Raw genomic sequence first — 16,307 nt, forward strand, 5'->3', positions numbered from 1 at the left:
AGCGTTGCCTTTTTCCGCACGTAGAGTGCGAAAAGTCATTCTTGTGGCAACGATCCCTCGCGAGGATGCTCGTGGAAATTAACCACGGACATTCTCATGACCATCGAGACAATCGGCGTCATCGGCCTCGGCAACATGGGCTTCGGCATGGCCGCGACCCTTGCCGGCAAGGGCTTCAGGGTGAGCGCCACCACCCCCCAGAACGAACTCAGCGCTGGATAAAACTTCGGGTCAACGTCAGCTGAAAAACGACGACGTCGTTATGCCTCCCCACTCTCGCGCAAAGCCACGCGCCGGATCTTGCCGGTGATGGTCTTGGGCAGATCGTCCATGATCGAGATCAAGCGCGGGACCTTGTATGCCGCAAGCCGCTCACGGCAGTAGGTGGAGAGTTCCTGCTCTGTAACCTCCACCCCCGCCACCAGCGACACGCAGGCCTTTACCGTCTCACCGCGATAGGCATCGGGGACGCCCACCACGACGGCCTCGCGCACGGCGGGATGGGCGTAAAGCACGTCCTCCACTTCGCGCGGCCACACCTTGAAGCCGCTCGCTATGATGACGTCCTTCTTCCGGTCGACGAGGTAGATCCATCCCCTCTCGTCGCGGAAGCCGATGTCGCCCGTATGCATCCAGCCGCCTGCCAGTGCGATGGCGTTTTCCTCGGGCTTGCGCCAATAGCCGGCCATCATCTGGGGGCCCCGGAACAGGAGTTCGCCGGCAACCCCGACGGGCTGCTCCGCGCCGGCCTCATCGACGATCCGGATATCGGTCGAGGGGACCGGAACACCGAGCGACAAGACCCCCTCGCGCACAGGAGCTTCCGCACCGTATGGGGTCAGAACCGCTGGCGAGGTCAATTCGCTCATGCCATAGGCATTGTGTACGGTGAAGCCGAGCCGCTCTCGAATAGCATCCCGGAGCGAGGGGGGAATCGGCGCCCCGCCCGACCAAACTTTGGTGAGGCTCGCCATGTCCGCGCTGCCTGCCTCAGGCAGGTTCATCAAGGCGTTGAAGGCGGTTATCGCGCCGATCGTGAATGTCGGCCGCTGAGCCCGGATGATTGCCAGCGCGGCTTTCGGCTCGAACCGATAGTTCATCACGACCGCGCAGCCCGCGCGCAACGCGACCGCGACATGGCAAATCAATCCGGTGATGTGGAAGAAGGGGGCGATCCCCAGAATGCGGTCGCCCTCGCCGAGCGAGAACCACTGGCGCGCCACCTCGGCACTGAACGCCATGTTGGAATGGGTCAGCATGGCGCCCTTGGGCACGCCGGTGGTTCCGGAAGTGTAGAGGATGAGGCCGAGGTCGTCAGGCGCGATGACGATTGGCTCGGGCGCCTCGCCGCGATGTCGCAGAACGATATCGGCCAGCTTCTCGCCCGGTGTCTCCGGAGGCGAAGGCGGCAGGAACGCGGTGGCGGCAGCTTCAGCTCCGTCACGCGGGGAGGCAACGATCAGGGGGATGTCGGCAAGTCCGGCGGCGGCAAGCCCGGCGGCCACCTCCGCCGCCTCGGCGTCCTGGCACAGAACGGCAGCGGGATCGGCATCCTTGAAAATCCGCGCGAGCTCGGGCGCGCGATACATGGGATTGCCGGGCACCGGGACCGCACCGACCTTCCAGGCCGCGATGCAGACCAGCGGGAACGCCGGAATGTTCTGGGCCACCACCTGCACGCGATCACCGCGCCCGATGCCGTGGTGTCGCAGCCAGATGGCAAGCGCATCGCTGTCGGCATCAAGCTGGGAATAGCTGACCGTCCGGTCGAAATAGATGAGAGCCGCTCCCTGCGGGTTGCGGGCGACGGCGTCCTTGAACACCGAGAGCATGTCTCGGTGCTTCGGCTCGATGCGAACCGGCACATGGCCCTCGTAGAACGCGAGCCATGGCGCTTCGGCAGACAGACGCGGATTCGCCCTGGGACCCATCGCTCCCTTCTCGATCATGGGTGTCCTCCTGCGGCAGGAGCCGCGAGATACGCGGGCGGAATTGACCTGGGCGTGGGAATGGAAGGCTGCGCCATCAAGATATGCCTTCGATTCAGATTGTTACTTGTCTTTCAGCAACGGGCAGTCGCTTTCCGCGAGCGGCCGGGTTGCCTGTGATGCGGGGATGGTGGCGACGACCGTCGTCAGATCCCATTCGTGCTTGGATTCGGCAGGCGCCTTCACGCGCATGAGGTACATGTCGTGTTCCAGCCGGCCGTCGGGGCGAAGGCGCGCGCCCTTGGCGAAGGCGTCGTTCACGGGCACCTCCCGCATGCGTGCGATCACCGTCTTGGCCTCGTCGGTGCCGGTAGCCTCGATCGCCTTCAGATAGTGGCCGACCGCGGAATAAGCGGCGGCCTGCACCATCGACGGCATGCGTTTCGTCCGATCCATGTAGCGCTTGGTGAAAGCACGGCTGTCCTCGTCGCGCTCCGGATTGAAGGCATCGACGACCATCAGCCCCTGGGCGCTCTTGAGACCCAGGGCATGCACGTCGGTGATGAGCATCAGCGGCGCAGCGATGACCTGTCCGGACTGGGGCAAGCCGAATTCCTGGGCCTGCTTGACTGCATTCACCGCGTCGGTGCTCGCATTGGCGAACGCCACCACCTTGGCGCCCGAGGACTGGGCCTTCAGCAGGAAAGACGAGAAATCCCCCGCGTTCAGCGGATGGCGCGTGCTGCCGAGGACTTTGCCGCCGTTCGCCGTGACGACCGCCGCAATGTCCTTCTCCATCGCCTGCCCGAACGAATAGTCGACGGTCAGGAAAAACCAGGTGTCGCCCAGCTTCTGCACGCCGGCAGCACCGATGCCCTGCGCCAGCGCATAGGTGTCGTAGGTCCATTGCACCGCCGTGGGCGAGCACTTGGCGCCCGACAGGGCTGTCGAGCCTGATCCGGTGTTGATGAACACCCGGTTGGCCTCCCGGGTGACCTCCTGCACGCCGAGGGCGATGGAAGAGCCGGGCACGTCCACGATCGCGTCCACCTTTTCGACGTCGATCCACTTGCGGGCGATCGAAACGCCGACATCCGGCTTGTTCTGGTGATCGGCATAGATCAGCTCGATCGGAGCGCCCTTGACCTTGCCGCCGAAGTCCTCGATGGCCATGCGCACGGCCTCGACCGTCGACATGCCTGTCACGTCGGCATAAAGGCCCGACATGTCGTTGAGCACGCCGATCTTCACCACGTTGTCGCTGATCTGGGCCTGCGCCGCCGTCGCCAGCAACAAGCCTGCGGCCAGAGCCGCGGGATCGAGGATCGAACCTCTCTTGACCATGAGCTTCCTCCTGAACAGTCTGTTTTTGTTTTGGACGAGACCGTGTGTTCCTGCCGCAGACGCTCTTGTGGATATTGGGGCCTGGACCAACGGCTCAATCGGCAGCCCCAGTGTGGCATCGAGGGTCCGCTTAAACTTGCGTGGATCTGCTGCGGATCGGCAGGGCGATCGGCCCTAGACCGTCACGCGTATCGAAAGACCGACTCGGGAACCGCCCGGAAGATCCCTTCCCGGCTCTCGATGGGAGCCAGAAAGGAGCGGATCTTCGACACCTCGACGGCGTAGAAGTAGCGGCAGGCCCAGAGCTTTCCTGAGACAAGATCCGGATCGAGGCCGGCGACCTCCGCCGCAGGGGCCGAGGACAGCGCCGCGCGCGCCATGTCGAGCCAAAGCCAAGCGACGACCAGATGGCCGAAGGCGTCCAGGAACGGCGTCGCATCGGCGAGGGCGGAAGGCATGTCTTTCTCCGCCGCAAAGCCTTGTACCGTCTCTTCGATGGCCAAGCGAGCGGCATCGAGCGCGCCGGACATCCCGGCGAGCTCTGGAAACGCACGGGCCGCGTCGGCAGCGGCGCGCATCTCCCCCATCAGCAGACCGAAGGATTTCAACCCGTCGTTCAGGACTTTGCGGCCGAGGAGATCGATGGCCTGGATTCCGGTCGTGCCTTCGTGGATGGGATTGAGCCGGTTGTCCCGGTAGAGCTGCTCCACGTCGAAGTCGCGCGTATAGCCGTAGCCGCCGTGGATCTGGATGGCGAGATGGTTGGCAAGGAGGCCCTGCTCCGACGGCCAGGACTTGGTGACCGGCGTAAGGATATCGAGCAGGGATTGCGCCCGGGCGCGTTCCTGCGCGTCTACTGCGGCCCCCGCGAGATCGGCGAGGCGCGCCGAGTAAAGGCAAAGCGCGAGACCGCCCTCCGCGATCGCCTTCTGCGCCAGCAGCATCCGTCTCACGTCGGGGTGGCGAAGAATGGGGACGGGTCGCGGCGCCTTCTTGTCCTCCAGCGCACGGCCCTGAACGCGCTCGGCGGCGTAGGCGCACGCCAGCAGGTAGCCGCGATAGGCGAGTGCCGCCGCGCCGAGACCCACATTGATGCGCGCCTCGTTCATCATCTGGAACATGATGGGCAGCCCCTGCCCCGCCACACCGACGAGATAACCGATAGCGCCCGCCTCTCCCAGAGGACGATGGCGCGCGCCTTCGCCGAAGTTCAGCATGCAGTTGGGCGTGCCGCGGTATCCCATCTTGTGGTTTAGTCCGGCAACCTCAACGTCGTTGAAGCGGTCGCTCGCCGGCAACTCATCCGGCAGGTGCTTCGGCACGATGAAGAGGGAGACGCCCTTGGTCCCCGCCTGCAGCCGGCCGTCGGCGTCGGCGACCTTTGCGAGGACGAGGTGCATGGTGGTCTCGGTGACGTCCTGATCGCCGGCCGAGATCCACATCTTCCGCCCAAAGATGCGATAGCGTTCACCGATGGCGTCCGTGCCGTCAGCAACCGCGCGCGTCGTGATGTCGCCAAGGGAGGAACCGACATCGGGCTCCGACAGACACATGGTACCAAGACTGCGCCCCTCGTGCTGGGGGGCCGCAAAGAGCTCGACCTGGCGGGGCGTGCCGAAATCGCAGATCACCCGCGCGTTGGCGATGGACAGCATCAGGAAACCCGAGCCCGCGATGTTAGCCGCCATAATCTGCGCCATCGCCGCCGTGGACATCAGGAAGGGCATCTGCATGCCGCCGCGCGCCTCGTCGACCGAGGCAAGATGCAGTCCCATGGAAAGATAGGTCCTCACGGCCTCGGCGAGATCCTTCTGCACCTTCACGCTGCCGTCATGCTCCAATCGCGGCTCGTCGCGGTCGGCGATCTTGTAGCAGGGCAGGAACTCCTGGATCGCGAGCTTCTCCGCGAGATCGAGGAAGGCGGTCCAGTCCGCCTTGCCTTGTCCCCTGAACTTGCCCAGCGCGCTGAGATCATCGGCGCGCAGCCAGTGATAGAGCAGAAAATCGAGATCGCTGCGGGCGATGACTTCCATGGTGTGTCCTCGGTTTCTTTTATGCTTGGGTATTCGTCAGCAGCTCCTCAGTAGAGGGCCGCGGCGCCACGGTCTTGTGCCGATGTGCTGCGCGACCCGAGACCCGCGACGGACCCGTGGACAAAAGGGGCCGGGCGCGCTGGACGCCCGGCCCAGCATCCGCACCTGAAGGGAGGTCCAGGCGGGAGGTGGTGCCATCCCGGCACGATCAGGTCCGAGGACGGAGCCACCGTGCCTCATGCGGGTTCAGCGGTGAATCTCGAAGAGGGCGGCGGCGCCCATGCCGCCGCCGATGCACATGGTGACGACGGCGAACCGCTCCCCCCTCCGGCGCCCCTCCAGCAGGGCATGGCCGACGAGGCGCGCCCCGCTCATGCCATAGGGATGGCCGACGGAGATGCCGCCACCGTTCACGTTGTAACGTGCGGGATCGATGCCGAGACGGTCGCGGCAATAGAGCGCCTGCACCGCAAACGCCTCGTTCAGCTCCCACAGGCCGATGTCATCGACCTTGAGGCCGTGCTGTTTCAGCAGCTTGGGAATGGCGAAGACCGGGCCGATGCCCATCTCCTCCGGGGCGCAGCCCGCCACCGCCATTCCGCGATAGATGCCGAGAGGCTGAAGTCCGCGCTGCTCGGCCAGCTTCGCCTCCATCAAGATACACGCCGAGGCGCCGTCGGAGAGCTGCGAGGCATTGCCCGCCGTGACAGAGCCCCCCGCGATGACCGCGGAAAGGTGGCCCAGGCCCTGAAGGGTCGTGCCGGGCCGGTTGCCCTCGTCGCGGTCGAGCGTCACCGGCACTTCGGAGACGGCGCCGGCGGCCTTGTCCTTCACGTGCATCACCGTCTCAAAGGGCACGATCTCGTCCCTGAACAGATCGGCCGCCTGGGCGGCGGCGGTGCGCTTCTGGCTCTCCAGCGCATAGGCGTCCTGCTGCTCGCGGCTGATCCCGTATTTCTCCGCGACGAATTCCGCGGTCTTGAGCATCGGCATGTAGGCATGCGGCGTGTGGGCAACCACCGACGGATCGGTCTCATCCTGCACCCAGGCGAAATAGCGGTCCTGGACGGCGGAGACATTGTCCTGCCCGCCTGCGCCCACCACCGCCATGCCGTCCACCACGATCTGCTTCGCTGCGGTGGCGATGGCCATGAGGCCCGAGGCACACTGGCGGTCCATGGTCTGCGCCGGCACCTGGACCGGGAGACCAGCGGCGAGCACGATGTTGCGCGCCACATTCATGCCCGCCGTTCCCGCCGACAGGACGGTGCCGAACACCACATCCTCGATCTCCTCCGGCGCGACGCCGGCGCGCAGCACCGCGTGCTTCAGCGCGTGCCCGCCCATGGTGGGCGACTTCGTGGCGTTGAGGCTGCCGCGATAGGCCTTGCCGATGCCGGTCCGGGCAGTGGCGACGATGACGGCTTCTTTCATGGAAGCTCCTGTCTGAAGAGGCTCACGCCGGACAAGCTGCCGGGGCGAAGGTGGGGGGAAGACCTCGGGGCAGTGCTCAACTGCGCCGCCAGTCCGTCAGGCGCCGGCCCTGGGCGGCGAGCCGGCGCAAAAGCGGGGACACGCTCCAGTAGCCGTGCGCGTTGCCCAGCGTCTGCGCATAGTGGTCGAGGCGCTCCACGATGGTGGGCAGGCCGATCTCGTCGGCCATGAAGACCGGCCCGCCCCGCCAGCTGGGAAAGCCGTAGCCTGCGGTCCACACCACATCGATGTCGCCAGGCCGGTAGGCGATGCCTTCGTCCAGGATCTGCGCCGCCTCATTCACCATCGGGTAGAGCAGGCGTTCGAAAATCTCCTGCTCGCTGATTGCGGGACGACGCCGGATGCCGTGCGTCTGGGCGAGCTGGATGGCGAGGGCGGTCGTGTCGTCACAGGGAACGGCCCGCCGACCGTCGTATTGATAGTAGCCCTTGCCGGTCTTCTGGCCGTAGTCGCCGGTGGCGAAGAGCGTGCGGCACATGGCCCGGTAGGCCGGGTCCCTGGGGCCTGCCCCCGAGGCGATCCATTCGATCACCGTGCGGGCGCCCACATCCACGCCCGCCATGTCCAGCATGCGGCTCGGCCCCATGGCCATGCCGAGCCATCGGGGCGACTCGGCGACGCCATCGATCTGGGCCGGCGAGGCCCCCTCCAATTGCAGGGCCTCGCTCTCGCGGCCGTAGACCTCCGCCATGCGGTTGCCGATGAAGCCGTAGCATACCCCGCTGACCACGGCGGTCTTCCCGATGGTGCGGGCGAGCTTCAGGACGGTCGCCAGCGTGTCAGGCGCCGTCTGTGTGCCGCGCACGATCTCCAGGAGCCGCATGATGTGCGCGGGACTGAAGAAATGAGTGCCGAGGACATCGGCCGGCCGCCCGCTTGCAGCGGCAATCCGATCCACGTCCAGGGTGGAGGTGTTGGTGGCGATGATGGCGCCGGGCTTGCAGGCGCGCCCGAGCTTTTCGGCCACGTCGAGCTTCAACTGCAGATCTTCGAAGACGGCCTCGATGACCAAATCCACGTCGGCAAGCGCGCGGAAGCCGGTGCTGCCGGCCGTGCGGGCAAACCGTGCCGCGGCCTCGCGCTCCGTGAGCTTTCCGCGCGTCACCGCGGCGGTATAGCTCCTCGCGATAAGGCCGGTGCCGTGATCGAGCGCCTCCTGCGAGGTCTCCACCAGCGTGACGGGGAAGCCTGCATCGGCAAAGGCCATGGCGATGCCGCCGCCCATCGTGCCGACGCCGACAATGCCGACCTTCTGGATCGGGCGGAGCGCGGTATCGGCCGGCAGGTCCGGAATGCGCTGCGCCGCGCGCTCGGCAAAGAAGAGGTGGCGCAGCGCGCGCGACTGCGGGCTCTTCAGCAGCGCGCGGAAGGTCTCGGCTTCCACTTTGTCCCCTTCTGCGAACGGGAGGCGGACGGCAGCGTCCAGGCAGCGTTCGAGGCCGGAAAGTGCAGGAAGGTGGGGACGTCGCGCCGCCTCTTCCCGTGCCATCTCCAGCACCGCGGCCACATCCTGCGCGTCCGGCACTGCGAGCGTGCTGGCCCTGCGCAAGGCACCAGCCTCCGCAGCCAGGGCCAGCGCCGCCTCTCGGCTGGCCCCAGAGACGTCATCGGCGATCTGATCGACGAGGCCGATGCCACCCGCCTCGCCCGCGGAGATCGGCGCGCCGGAGGAGATCAACCGGCAGGCCGCCTTCACACCCGTCAACCGGGGCAGGCGCTGCGTGCCAAGCGACCCCGGGAGGAGACCGAGCGAAATTTCCGGAAGGCCGAGGCGGGTGGCGGGCGCCGCCACACGAAAGTGACACGCCAGGGCGAGTTCAAGCCCGCCGCCCAGCACCGTGCCGAACAGCGCGGCGACCACGGGGCGCGGGCTCGCCTCGATGCGTTCGAGCAGCGTGTTGAAGGGCTTCGTGGAGAACGCCTCGTCCGCGAAGGCGGCAATGTCGCCGCCGGAGACGAAAGTCCGCCCCGCGCAGGTGATGACCAGCGCGGTGAACGAGGCGTCGGCCTCGAAGGCCTCGAAGGCGCGTGCCATGTCGGTGAGGGTGTCGCGGGACAGCGCGTTCACCGGCGGGTTGTCGATGCGCAGGACGGCGATCTCTCCGTCCCGGACCAGCATGGCGCGACCGACCATCAAGGGCTCCTCGTATCTCACGAGGGTGTTTCAATAAGAACGATGCCGCCTGCCATCTTGCGCGGACTGGCTATGCCAACCGGCGGATGGCGCCGCAAGAGTTGAAACTATTTCGTCTGACGATTCCGCTTGCCAGCGCGACCTGCAGGCACCATCGTCGCGCCTGGTCTGATGGGTCCTTGCGAGCCGGAGGCGATGACCGAAACCCTGCGAGCGTTCTCGCCCCGCCCCGGAATCGAGGGCGCAAGGGCCTACAATGCCTCGGAGAAGCTGGTGCACGCCGTGGTGCGCGGCCTCTACGAGGGCCGGTACGTGCCAGGACAGCGTCTGGTCGAGCCCGACCTCGCGGTCGAGTTCGCCGTCGGCCGCAGCACGGTACGGGAGGCGATCCGGCGCCTGGAGACCGCCGGCATCGTCGAGGTCCTGCCCTATCGGGGCGCGCAAATCCGCAAGCTGACGGCGGCCGAGACCGAGGATGTGATCGCCGTGCTGGAAGTATCCGTGGGGCTCGCAGCCCGCCAATGCGCCGAACGGATCGACCGGGGCGACAATCGGTCGAGGTTCCGTGCCTCATGGGAAAAGGTGGAAGAACAGCAGCACGTGCTCAATGATTTCGAGGGGATCAAGGCGCGCAACAAGTTCTACCACGCCATCACGGTGCTTTCGGAGAACAAGGAGCTTCGCAGGATCATACCGGGGCTTCAGGCCCACCTCATCCGCCGGGTCTATTCCCTGCCCAATGCCAAGCGTTTCGCCAACTACCGGCGGATCGCCGAAGCCATTCTCGCGCAAAATGGGGCGGCGGCGGAGAGCGCGATCCGCGATCACATCCGGGAAGCAACGAGCGCCAAGCACAAGATCAACAGAAAATGACTGTCGGCCTCCGAGAGAGCGCGCGAACAGCCTGCGGAGAGGAAGATGCCTATTCATGCCGGCAATCACGCCAATGCGATGCTCATCGGGCGCGAGCGTCTGTGTTACAGCGGAATTTATGCAACTCCAAAGAAGCCACGGAGCATGGGGGCCTTCGTCATCTATGTCGCGCCCTCCGCGGATTTCGATATAGCGGCCAACGGTCAATCTTGGACTGAACGCAGTATTTTTGCCCTCACGCCGTTCACCGACCACCACATCCGTGCCCGCTGCGGGCGGATCATCAAAATCTGCATCGAAGCCGAGACCATTGCCACTGCAGACATGCAATTTCTGTTCGAGGAGATCAGCGATCCCGTCCGCGGGGCACGGCTCGCCGCGCATTTGCGGGATGCCCACCGGGAGATTAAGAGGGTCTCCGGCTTCAATGGATTCTCGGTGGAGGACTTCGACAGGCATTTTTTCAGCCGCAGCTTTCCCATGCGTCCCGTCGATACACGCCTACGGCAGGTTTTCGATATAATATGCGAAGATGTCAGAAATGAAATACTGACTGCTGACGAGTGTGCACAGATATCTGGCCTATCCGTCTCTCGCTTTCTTCATCTTTTCAAAGAAAATGCGAGCGTCTCATTCCGGGCATTCAGGAGCTGGAAACAGGCGCGCCGCTTTCTGGACTATGCAAACCGCCCCGGAAGCCTCACCCATGTAGCCCTGGATCTTGGCTATCCCGATTCAAGCCACTTCAGCAGGTCGATCCGCCGGATCTTCGGCCTGCAACCTCGATCCATCCGCGAATGGCTGCGTGAGCTTCAAGTTGCGACCGGCGAGGGCTATACACTCCGGCCGCGATAGAATGAGCAGGCACTCCGGCGGCCTGAACCGCTCCGGGTTTGCCGGAGGCTCCAACTCCTGAGAAGGTGGAGCCATGACGGGCAAGACGACGAACAAGTTCTCCCCCGAGGTGCGGGAGCGGGTGGTGCGGCTGGTGCTGGATCACGCGCATGAGTATCCGTCCCGCTGGCAGGCGATCCTGTCGATCTCGGCGAAGATCGGCTGCTCGGGGCACTCGCTGAACGAGTGGGTGAAGAAGGCCGAGGTGGATGCCGGCAATCGGGCCGGCGTGTCGACGGACATGGCCGCGAAGCTGAAGGCGCTTGAGCGCGAGAACCGGGAGCTGCGGCAGGCGAACGCGATCCTGCGCAAGGCGTCGGCGTATTTCGCCCTGGCGGAGCTCGACCGCCGGTCGAAGACATGATCGCGTTCATCGACGATTATCGCGGTGCGTATGGGGTCGAGCCGATCTGCAAGGTGCTGCCGATCGCCCCATCGACCTATCATGCGCATGTCGCCCGGCGGCTTGATCCCTCGAAGTGCCCGGCACGGACACAGAGAGACAAGGTTCTGCGCCCGGAGATCGAGCGCGTGTTCACCGAGAACTTCGAGGTCTATGGAGCGCGCAAGGTCTGGCGACAGATGATGCGCGAGGGGTTCGATGTGGCGCGCTGCACCGTCGAGCGGCTGATGCAGAACATGGGCCTCGCCGGCGTGATCCGCGGCAAGCCGGTCCGCACCACTGTGCGGGACAAGGCGGCGCCATGCCCGCTCGATCATGTGAACCGGGTCTTTCATGCCCCGGCACCGAACAGGCTTTGGCTGTCGGACTTCACCTATGTGTCGACCTGGTCGGGTTTCGTCTACGTGGCCTTCGTGATCGACGCCTATGCCCGCCGCATCGTCGGCTGGCGGGTGAGCCGGACAGCCCATGCCAGCTTTGTGCTGGATGCATTGGAGCAGGCTCTTCACGAGCGACGGCCCGCTCATCGCGGCGGCCTGGTGCACCATAGCGACCGCGGCGCGCAAGGCGGATTCAATCGGTAGTCGCAACAGCTATGTTCCGTCCTATTCTAACCACTGGTCAAGTGCTTCGGCTGGGCTCTTCCAGCCGAGGGTTTTTCTGGGCCTGGCGTTGAGGGTTGCAACAACGGCGGCGATCGTTTCGGCACTGTGTGCGCTCAGATCCGTACCCTTTGGAAAGTACTGGCGCAGCAGTCCATTCGTGTTCTCATTGGTGCCACGCTGCCACGGACTCTGAGGATCGCAGAAGTAGATCTGGATGCCCGTGTCGATCTTGAGCGTCACGAGTTGTGCCATTTCGGCGCCTTGGTCCCAGGTCAGTGAGCGACGCAGTGTCTGAGGCAGGGTCACGATGGTGCGCGTGATTGCGTCGCGAACAGCCTCCGCACCATGACCTGCGAGGGCCGGTCCATTCTTGGCCCGTGGCGCCTCCCCATGGCCGTCCAGTCGTGGCAGATGCAACAGCATCGTGAAGCGCGTTGTGCGTTCGACCAGCGTGCCGATCGCAGAACTGTCCAGCCCCAGAATAAGATCGCCCTCCCAGTGGCCCGGAATTGCCCGATCGGATGCCTCAGCCGGACACTGGCTGATCACGATCTCTGGCGATCCGAAGCGCCATGCCCAGCCGGTTCGAATTGGCCATGGAATGGCTTGTTGCCGAGTTGACGGCAAAGCTCGAAGAAACTCCATTTCAAGCATAATTACAATAGAAATAATGCATTTGCCTTATGTCGCCGTGAGAGTCATCTGTATCTGGAATTGCTGCGTCGCGTGAAAGATGCAGCTCGGTTGTTATTCTGGTTCCAGAGCGCTTCTTTGATGATTGTCACCGTATTCCGCTCCCGTCTCGCTCCTGGCACTCAGGATGAATATGGTCCGATGGCCCGGTACATGAGCGAATTAGCCCGAGGTATTCCAGGCTATATTTCCCATAATGGGTTTGTTGTCGAGGATGGCGAGCAAGTAACCATCGTTGAATTCGAATCCGAAGAGGCGCTTCACGAGTGGAAAATCCATCCCGAACACCGTGAAGCTAAGAAGCTCGGCTTCACGAAATTCTTCAGCACCTTCAAGTATCAGATATGCAGCGTCATCAGCGGTCGCACGTGGGAGAGCAAGGCCGGTGTGGAATGACGCCCGTACCTCCGAGACGGTCATCTGTTCGTCAGCCGCTCGTTACGACTGAATTGATAGATCATCACCGCCGCGTTGCGCATGGGCTGCGCAACGCCGAAATCCGCCGCGTCTTAGGGCGATGCTTTCGCATTTTCACCAGACCGCTTCATGCGCTGAATAACCTCCGCAAGCGGAAGAAAGCAAAACTGACTTTCGCCTCGACCATCTGACAATCATCGCCCCAGATCTCGAAGCAGGCACGAAATATCTTCTCGATATACTCGGAATCGATATGCCGTTCGGAGGGCGTCATCCCGAAATGGGAATATATAATCTACTGCTTCGCTTGGGCGGCGACCTGTTCTTGGAGGTCATTACCGTTGATCCCGACGCAGAAGCGCCGGGGCGCCCGCGCTGGTTTGGTCTGGACGATGCGGCTGCTGTCCGGCGCGCATGGCATGCCGGGCATTGTCTACGCGTAGTGCATCATGGCGACCGCGGCTCGCAATATTTGAGCAACCGTCGCGCCTTGGAGGGCCGCGGGCGTTGGGTGCTAGCCTCCGGCCGCCAGTCGGGCGGTGTGCACGAAGCACAGCTTGTTCCCCTCCGGGTCGCGGACGTAGGCGCCGAAATAATCGGCGCCATAATGGGGTCGCAGCCCCGGCCCGCCCTCGTCTATCCCTCCATGATCAAGCGCGGCGCGCCATGCGGCTTCAACGGCGGCCGGAGTAGGCGCGGCGAGGCTGATCTGCATGCCGTTGCCCCAGGTGGCGGGCAGCCCGTTGAACGGGTATTGCACCCACAACTGAGGCCATTCGCGCCCTGCCGGATGCCAGCACACCCCGTCAGGGCCGCCTTCGGGCTCGGACTGCGCACGTTCCAGCCCCAGGGGACCGACCACCGCTGCATAGAACGCGGCGAGGCGATCGAGATCGCGTGCGCCAATGATGATGTGACTGAACAACATAGGTGCTGCCTTCAGTGGAGAGTGCGCTTGTCACGCTGCCGGGCGAAAGGTGCAGTTCGTCCCTGGCCCTCGCGCTTCGCTCGACAGCAGGCTGAGGACATCGCGCAGGGGCAGTGTCTTGCTGGCCTGGTCCCCCAGGCGGCGCAGGGAAACGGTTTTCTCCGTCGCCTCGCGCTTGCCCACCACCAGCAGCACGGACACCTTGGCGAGGCTGTGCTCGCGCACCTTGTAGGGAATTTTTTCGTTGCGCAGGTCTGTCTCCACCCGCAGCCCGAAAGCGCGAAGCTGTCCGGCGACCGTGCGCGCATAGTCATCGGCGTCGGACGTAATGGTGGCCACCACCGCCTGCACCGGCGCCAGCCACAGAGGCAGTCGCCCGGCATGATGCTCGATCAAGATGCCCGTGAACCGCTCCAGCGAGCCAAACATGGCTCGGTGCAGCATGACCGGGGTCACCTTCTGCCCTTCGGCATTGATGTAGAAGGCGCCAAAGCGCATCGGCAGGTTGAAGTCCACCTGTAGGGTGCCGCATTGCCAGTCGCGGCCGATGGCGTCGCGCAGCACATATTCGAGCTTGGGACCATAGAAGGCCCCTTCGCCCTCATTGATGGAATAGGGTCGGCCCAGCTCGTCGAGCGCGTGGCGCAGCGAGGCCTCCGCCAGATCCCAGGAGGCGTCCGAGCCGATGCGGTGCGGGGGGCGCGTCGACAGCTTGATGCGGACATCGGTGAAGCCGAAATCCTCATAGATGGACAAGAGCAGGTCGTTGACCTTGATGCACTCGTCCGTGAGCTGCCCCTCGGTGGAAAAGATGTGCGCGTCGTCCTGGGTGAAGGAGCGCACCCGCAAGAGCCCGTGCAACGCGCCAGAGGGCTCATAGCGGTGCACCTTGCCGAACTCGGCGATCTTCAGCGGCATGTCGCGATAGCTCTTCAGCCCCTGCTTGTAGATGAGCATGTGGCCGGGGCAGTTCATGGGCTTCAAAGCGAAATCGCGCTCGTCCTCGGTCTTGGTGGTAAACATGTGCTCGCGATAATTCTGCCAGTGGCCTGAGGTCTCCCACAGGGTCCGGTCCATGATGTCGGGCGTGTTCACCTCCAGATAGCCGGTCTGGGCCTGGCGGGCGCGCATGTAGCCGATGAGGGTCTGGAACAGGGTCCAGCCCTTGGGATGCCAGAACACGGAGCCGGGCGCCTCCTCCTGGAAGTGGAAGAGGTCCATCTCCCGCCCGAGCCGGCGATGGTCGCGCTTTTCCGCCTCCTCCAGCATGTGGAGGTGGGCCGAAAAGTCCTCTTTCGTGGCGAAGGCGGTACCGTAGATGCGGGTCAGCATGGGCTTCGTCGAGTCGCCCCGCCAATAGGCGCCAGCCACCTTGGTGAGCTTGAAGGCGGAGCCGATCCCGCCTGTGGACGGCATATGCGGCCCGCGGCACAGATCGAGCCATGCGCCCTGCCGATAGAGGGTGATGGGCTCTTCGGCCGGAATGGCATCCACCAGCTCCACCTTGAAGTGCTCGCCCCGGGCGGCGAAGAAGGCCTTGGCTTGGTCGCGGCTCCAGACCTCCTTGGTGATGGGCTGGTCACGAGCGATGATCTCGCGCATCCGTGCCTCGATGGCCGGCAGGTCTTCGGTCGTGAAGGGGGCCTCGCGGGCGAAGTCGTAAAAAAAGCCGTTCTCGATCACCGGCCCGATGGTCACCTGCGTGCCGGGGAACAGCTCCTGCACCGCTTCGGCGAGCACGTGGGCCGCATCGTGGCGGATCAGTTCCAGGGCGGCGGGGTTATCCCGGGTCAGGATCTCCACCCGCGCGTCCTCGGCCAGTTCGTCCACGAGATCGCGCAGGCGCCCGTCGACCTTCATCGCCACGGCTTTCTTGGCCAGCGACGGCGCGATGGAAGCGGCAAGGGCGGCGCCGGTGAGCGGTGCGGCGAACACGCGCTGCGACCCATCGGGAAGGGTGATGCGCACCATGGAGAAACCTCGTGATGTCATAGATGAAACGCCCCGTGCCGCGGGCCGGAGCTGAAGGCTCATTCGGGCGAAAGTCGATCAGCCGGCGGTGCCAGCCTCTTTGGCATTCGATGCGCAGGTGGCGCAGGTGCCCTGCAACTCGACAACGCGCCGCGCGATATGGAAGCCGAGCGTCGCCGCCTGATGCGCGAACAGAACTTCTACCTTGGAGTCGTCGATTTCCGCCGAGGTGCCGCAATGCTCGCAAATGAAGAACATGCCCGCGTGATGCTGCTCCGGATGGGCGCAGGGCACGAAGGCGCTGCGACTCTCGAGTCGGGCGGCGAACTTCTGTTCCATCAGAAAGTTCAAGGCACGATAGACCGTCGGCGGAACGAGCCGGCGCTGCAGCTGCTGCTCCAATCGGCCGCGCAGATCATAGGCCCGCACCGGCTGCTCCGAACGCCAGAGGACTTCGAGCACCAATCGCCGCATCTTCGTGAATCTCTGCCCCCGCGCGACGCAAGCCCGCTCGACCTCGGCGAGCGCGGCGGCAATGGCGGCTGGGCTGCGATCGGCTGGGACATACATGTCCAACTCCGTGGGAGAAC

General features: G+C 64.5%; 12 protein-coding genes, 3 pseudogenes and 1 other annotated feature. Of the genes and pseudogenes, 6 read left to right on the top strand and 9 right to left on the bottom strand.

Translation table 11 applies throughout. The features are described 5' to 3' along the window. Positions 1–96: 96 nt before the first annotated feature. Positions 97–222, top strand: a complete 126-nt coding sequence (locus tag XAN126_RS27935) for an NAD(P)-binding domain-containing protein (RefSeq protein ID WP_081762695.1) — start codon at positions 97–99, stop codon at positions 220–222. Between the two features lie 38 nt (positions 223–260). Here the strand turns inward: XAN126_RS27935 and XAN126_RS0118740 are convergent, their stop codons facing one another. The 5 genes from XAN126_RS0118740 to XAN126_RS0118760 all read right to left on the bottom strand — a co-directional run bounded on the left by XAN126_RS0118740 (position 261) and on the right by XAN126_RS0118760 (position 8,933). Continuing rightward, positions 261–1,949 carry an AMP-binding protein gene (locus XAN126_RS0118740; protein ID WP_197024062.1) on the bottom strand — a complete coding sequence of 563 codons (1,689 nt, stop codon included), beginning with the start codon at positions 1,947–1,949 and terminating at the stop codon, positions 261–263. A 102-nt stretch (positions 1,950–2,051) separates the two neighbouring features. Further along, complete coding sequence (locus tag XAN126_RS0118745) at positions 2,052–3,272, bottom strand: ABC transporter substrate-binding protein (RefSeq protein WP_024280113.1); 1,221 nt, start codon at positions 3,270–3,272, stop codon at positions 2,052–2,054. A gap of 182 nt (positions 3,273–3,454) precedes the next feature. Beyond that, complete coding sequence (locus XAN126_RS0118750; protein ID WP_024280114.1) at positions 3,455–5,305, bottom strand: acyl-CoA dehydrogenase; 1,851 nt, start codon at positions 5,303–5,305, stop codon at positions 3,455–3,457. 246 nt (positions 5,306–5,551) lie between these two features. Next, a complete protein-coding gene (locus XAN126_RS0118755; protein WP_024280115.1) occupies positions 5,552–6,739 on the bottom strand; it encodes an acetyl-CoA C-acyltransferase in 1,188 nt (395 codons plus the stop codon). Between the two features lie 76 nt (positions 6,740–6,815). Continuing rightward, complete coding sequence (locus tag XAN126_RS0118760) at positions 6,816–8,933, bottom strand: 3-hydroxyacyl-CoA dehydrogenase NAD-binding domain-containing protein (RefSeq protein WP_024280116.1); 2,118 nt, start codon at positions 8,931–8,933, stop codon at positions 6,816–6,818. 195 nt (positions 8,934–9,128) lie between these two features. On the opposite strand from XAN126_RS0118760, the gene XAN126_RS0118765 reads away from it, so the two are divergent. From XAN126_RS0118765 to XAN126_RS0118780, 3 genes and pseudogenes are all read left to right on the top strand, one after another. Further along, the gene (locus XAN126_RS0118765; protein WP_024280117.1) at positions 9,129–9,806 is read left to right on the top strand and encodes a GntR family transcriptional regulator; all 678 of its coding nucleotides are present in this window, start codon (positions 9,129–9,131) and stop codon (positions 9,804–9,806) included. Between the two features lie 45 nt (positions 9,807–9,851). After that, a complete protein-coding gene (locus XAN126_RS27285; RefSeq protein ID WP_081762697.1) occupies positions 9,852–10,661 on the top strand; it encodes an AraC family transcriptional regulator in 810 nt (269 codons plus the stop codon). Positions 10,662–10,734: 73 nt separating this feature from the next. After that, positions 10,735–11,684 (top strand): annotated as a pseudogene (locus tag XAN126_RS0118780) (IS3 family transposase); the annotation flags it as partial. Beyond that, positions 11,019–11,135 (top strand) — a sequence feature (AL1L pseudoknot). Its footprint overlaps the pseudogene before it by 117 nt. Before the next feature lie 24 nt (positions 11,685–11,708). Here XAN126_RS0118780 and XAN126_RS27940 read toward each other — a convergent pair. Then, positions 11,709–12,269 (bottom strand): annotated as a pseudogene (locus tag XAN126_RS27940) (IS30 family transposase); the annotation flags it as partial. Positions 12,270–12,434: 165 nt separating this feature from the next. Between XAN126_RS27940 and XAN126_RS0118790 the strand changes: the two are divergent. Together XAN126_RS0118790 and XAN126_RS29310 are read left to right on the top strand one after the other, a co-directional pair. Beyond that, positions 12,435–12,797 carry an antibiotic biosynthesis monooxygenase gene (locus XAN126_RS0118790; protein WP_155982350.1) on the top strand — a complete coding sequence of 121 codons (363 nt, stop codon included), beginning with the start codon at positions 12,435–12,437 and terminating at the stop codon, positions 12,795–12,797. Between the two features lie 208 nt (positions 12,798–13,005). Next, positions 13,006–13,209: pseudogene (locus XAN126_RS29310) on the top strand (VOC family protein); the annotation flags it as partial. Positions 13,210–13,332: 123 nt separating this feature from the next. Here XAN126_RS29310 and XAN126_RS0118800 read toward each other — a convergent pair. The 3 genes from XAN126_RS0118800 to XAN126_RS0118810 all read right to left on the bottom strand — a co-directional run bounded on the left by XAN126_RS0118800 (position 13,333) and on the right by XAN126_RS0118810 (position 16,287). Continuing rightward, positions 13,333–13,743, bottom strand: a complete 411-nt coding sequence (locus tag XAN126_RS0118800) for a VOC family protein (protein ID WP_024280121.1) — start codon at positions 13,741–13,743, stop codon at positions 13,333–13,335. A gap of 33 nt (positions 13,744–13,776) precedes the next feature. Beyond that, positions 13,777–15,717 carry a threonine--tRNA ligase gene (thrS, locus tag XAN126_RS0118805; RefSeq protein ID WP_024280122.1) on the bottom strand — a complete coding sequence of 647 codons (1,941 nt, stop codon included), beginning with the start codon at positions 15,715–15,717 and terminating at the stop codon, positions 13,777–13,779. A gap of 78 nt (positions 15,718–15,795) precedes the next feature. Beyond that, the gene (locus XAN126_RS0118810) at positions 15,796–16,287 is read right to left on the bottom strand and encodes a Fur family transcriptional regulator (protein ID WP_024280123.1); all 492 of its coding nucleotides are present in this window, start codon (positions 16,285–16,287) and stop codon (positions 15,796–15,798) included. Positions 16,288–16,307 lie beyond the last annotated feature (20 nt).

Origin of the sequence: Xanthobacter sp. 126, assembly GCF_000526175.1 — a bacterium.
Classification (GTDB): Bacteria; Pseudomonadota; Alphaproteobacteria; order Rhizobiales; family Xanthobacteraceae; genus Xanthobacter; species Xanthobacter aminoxidans.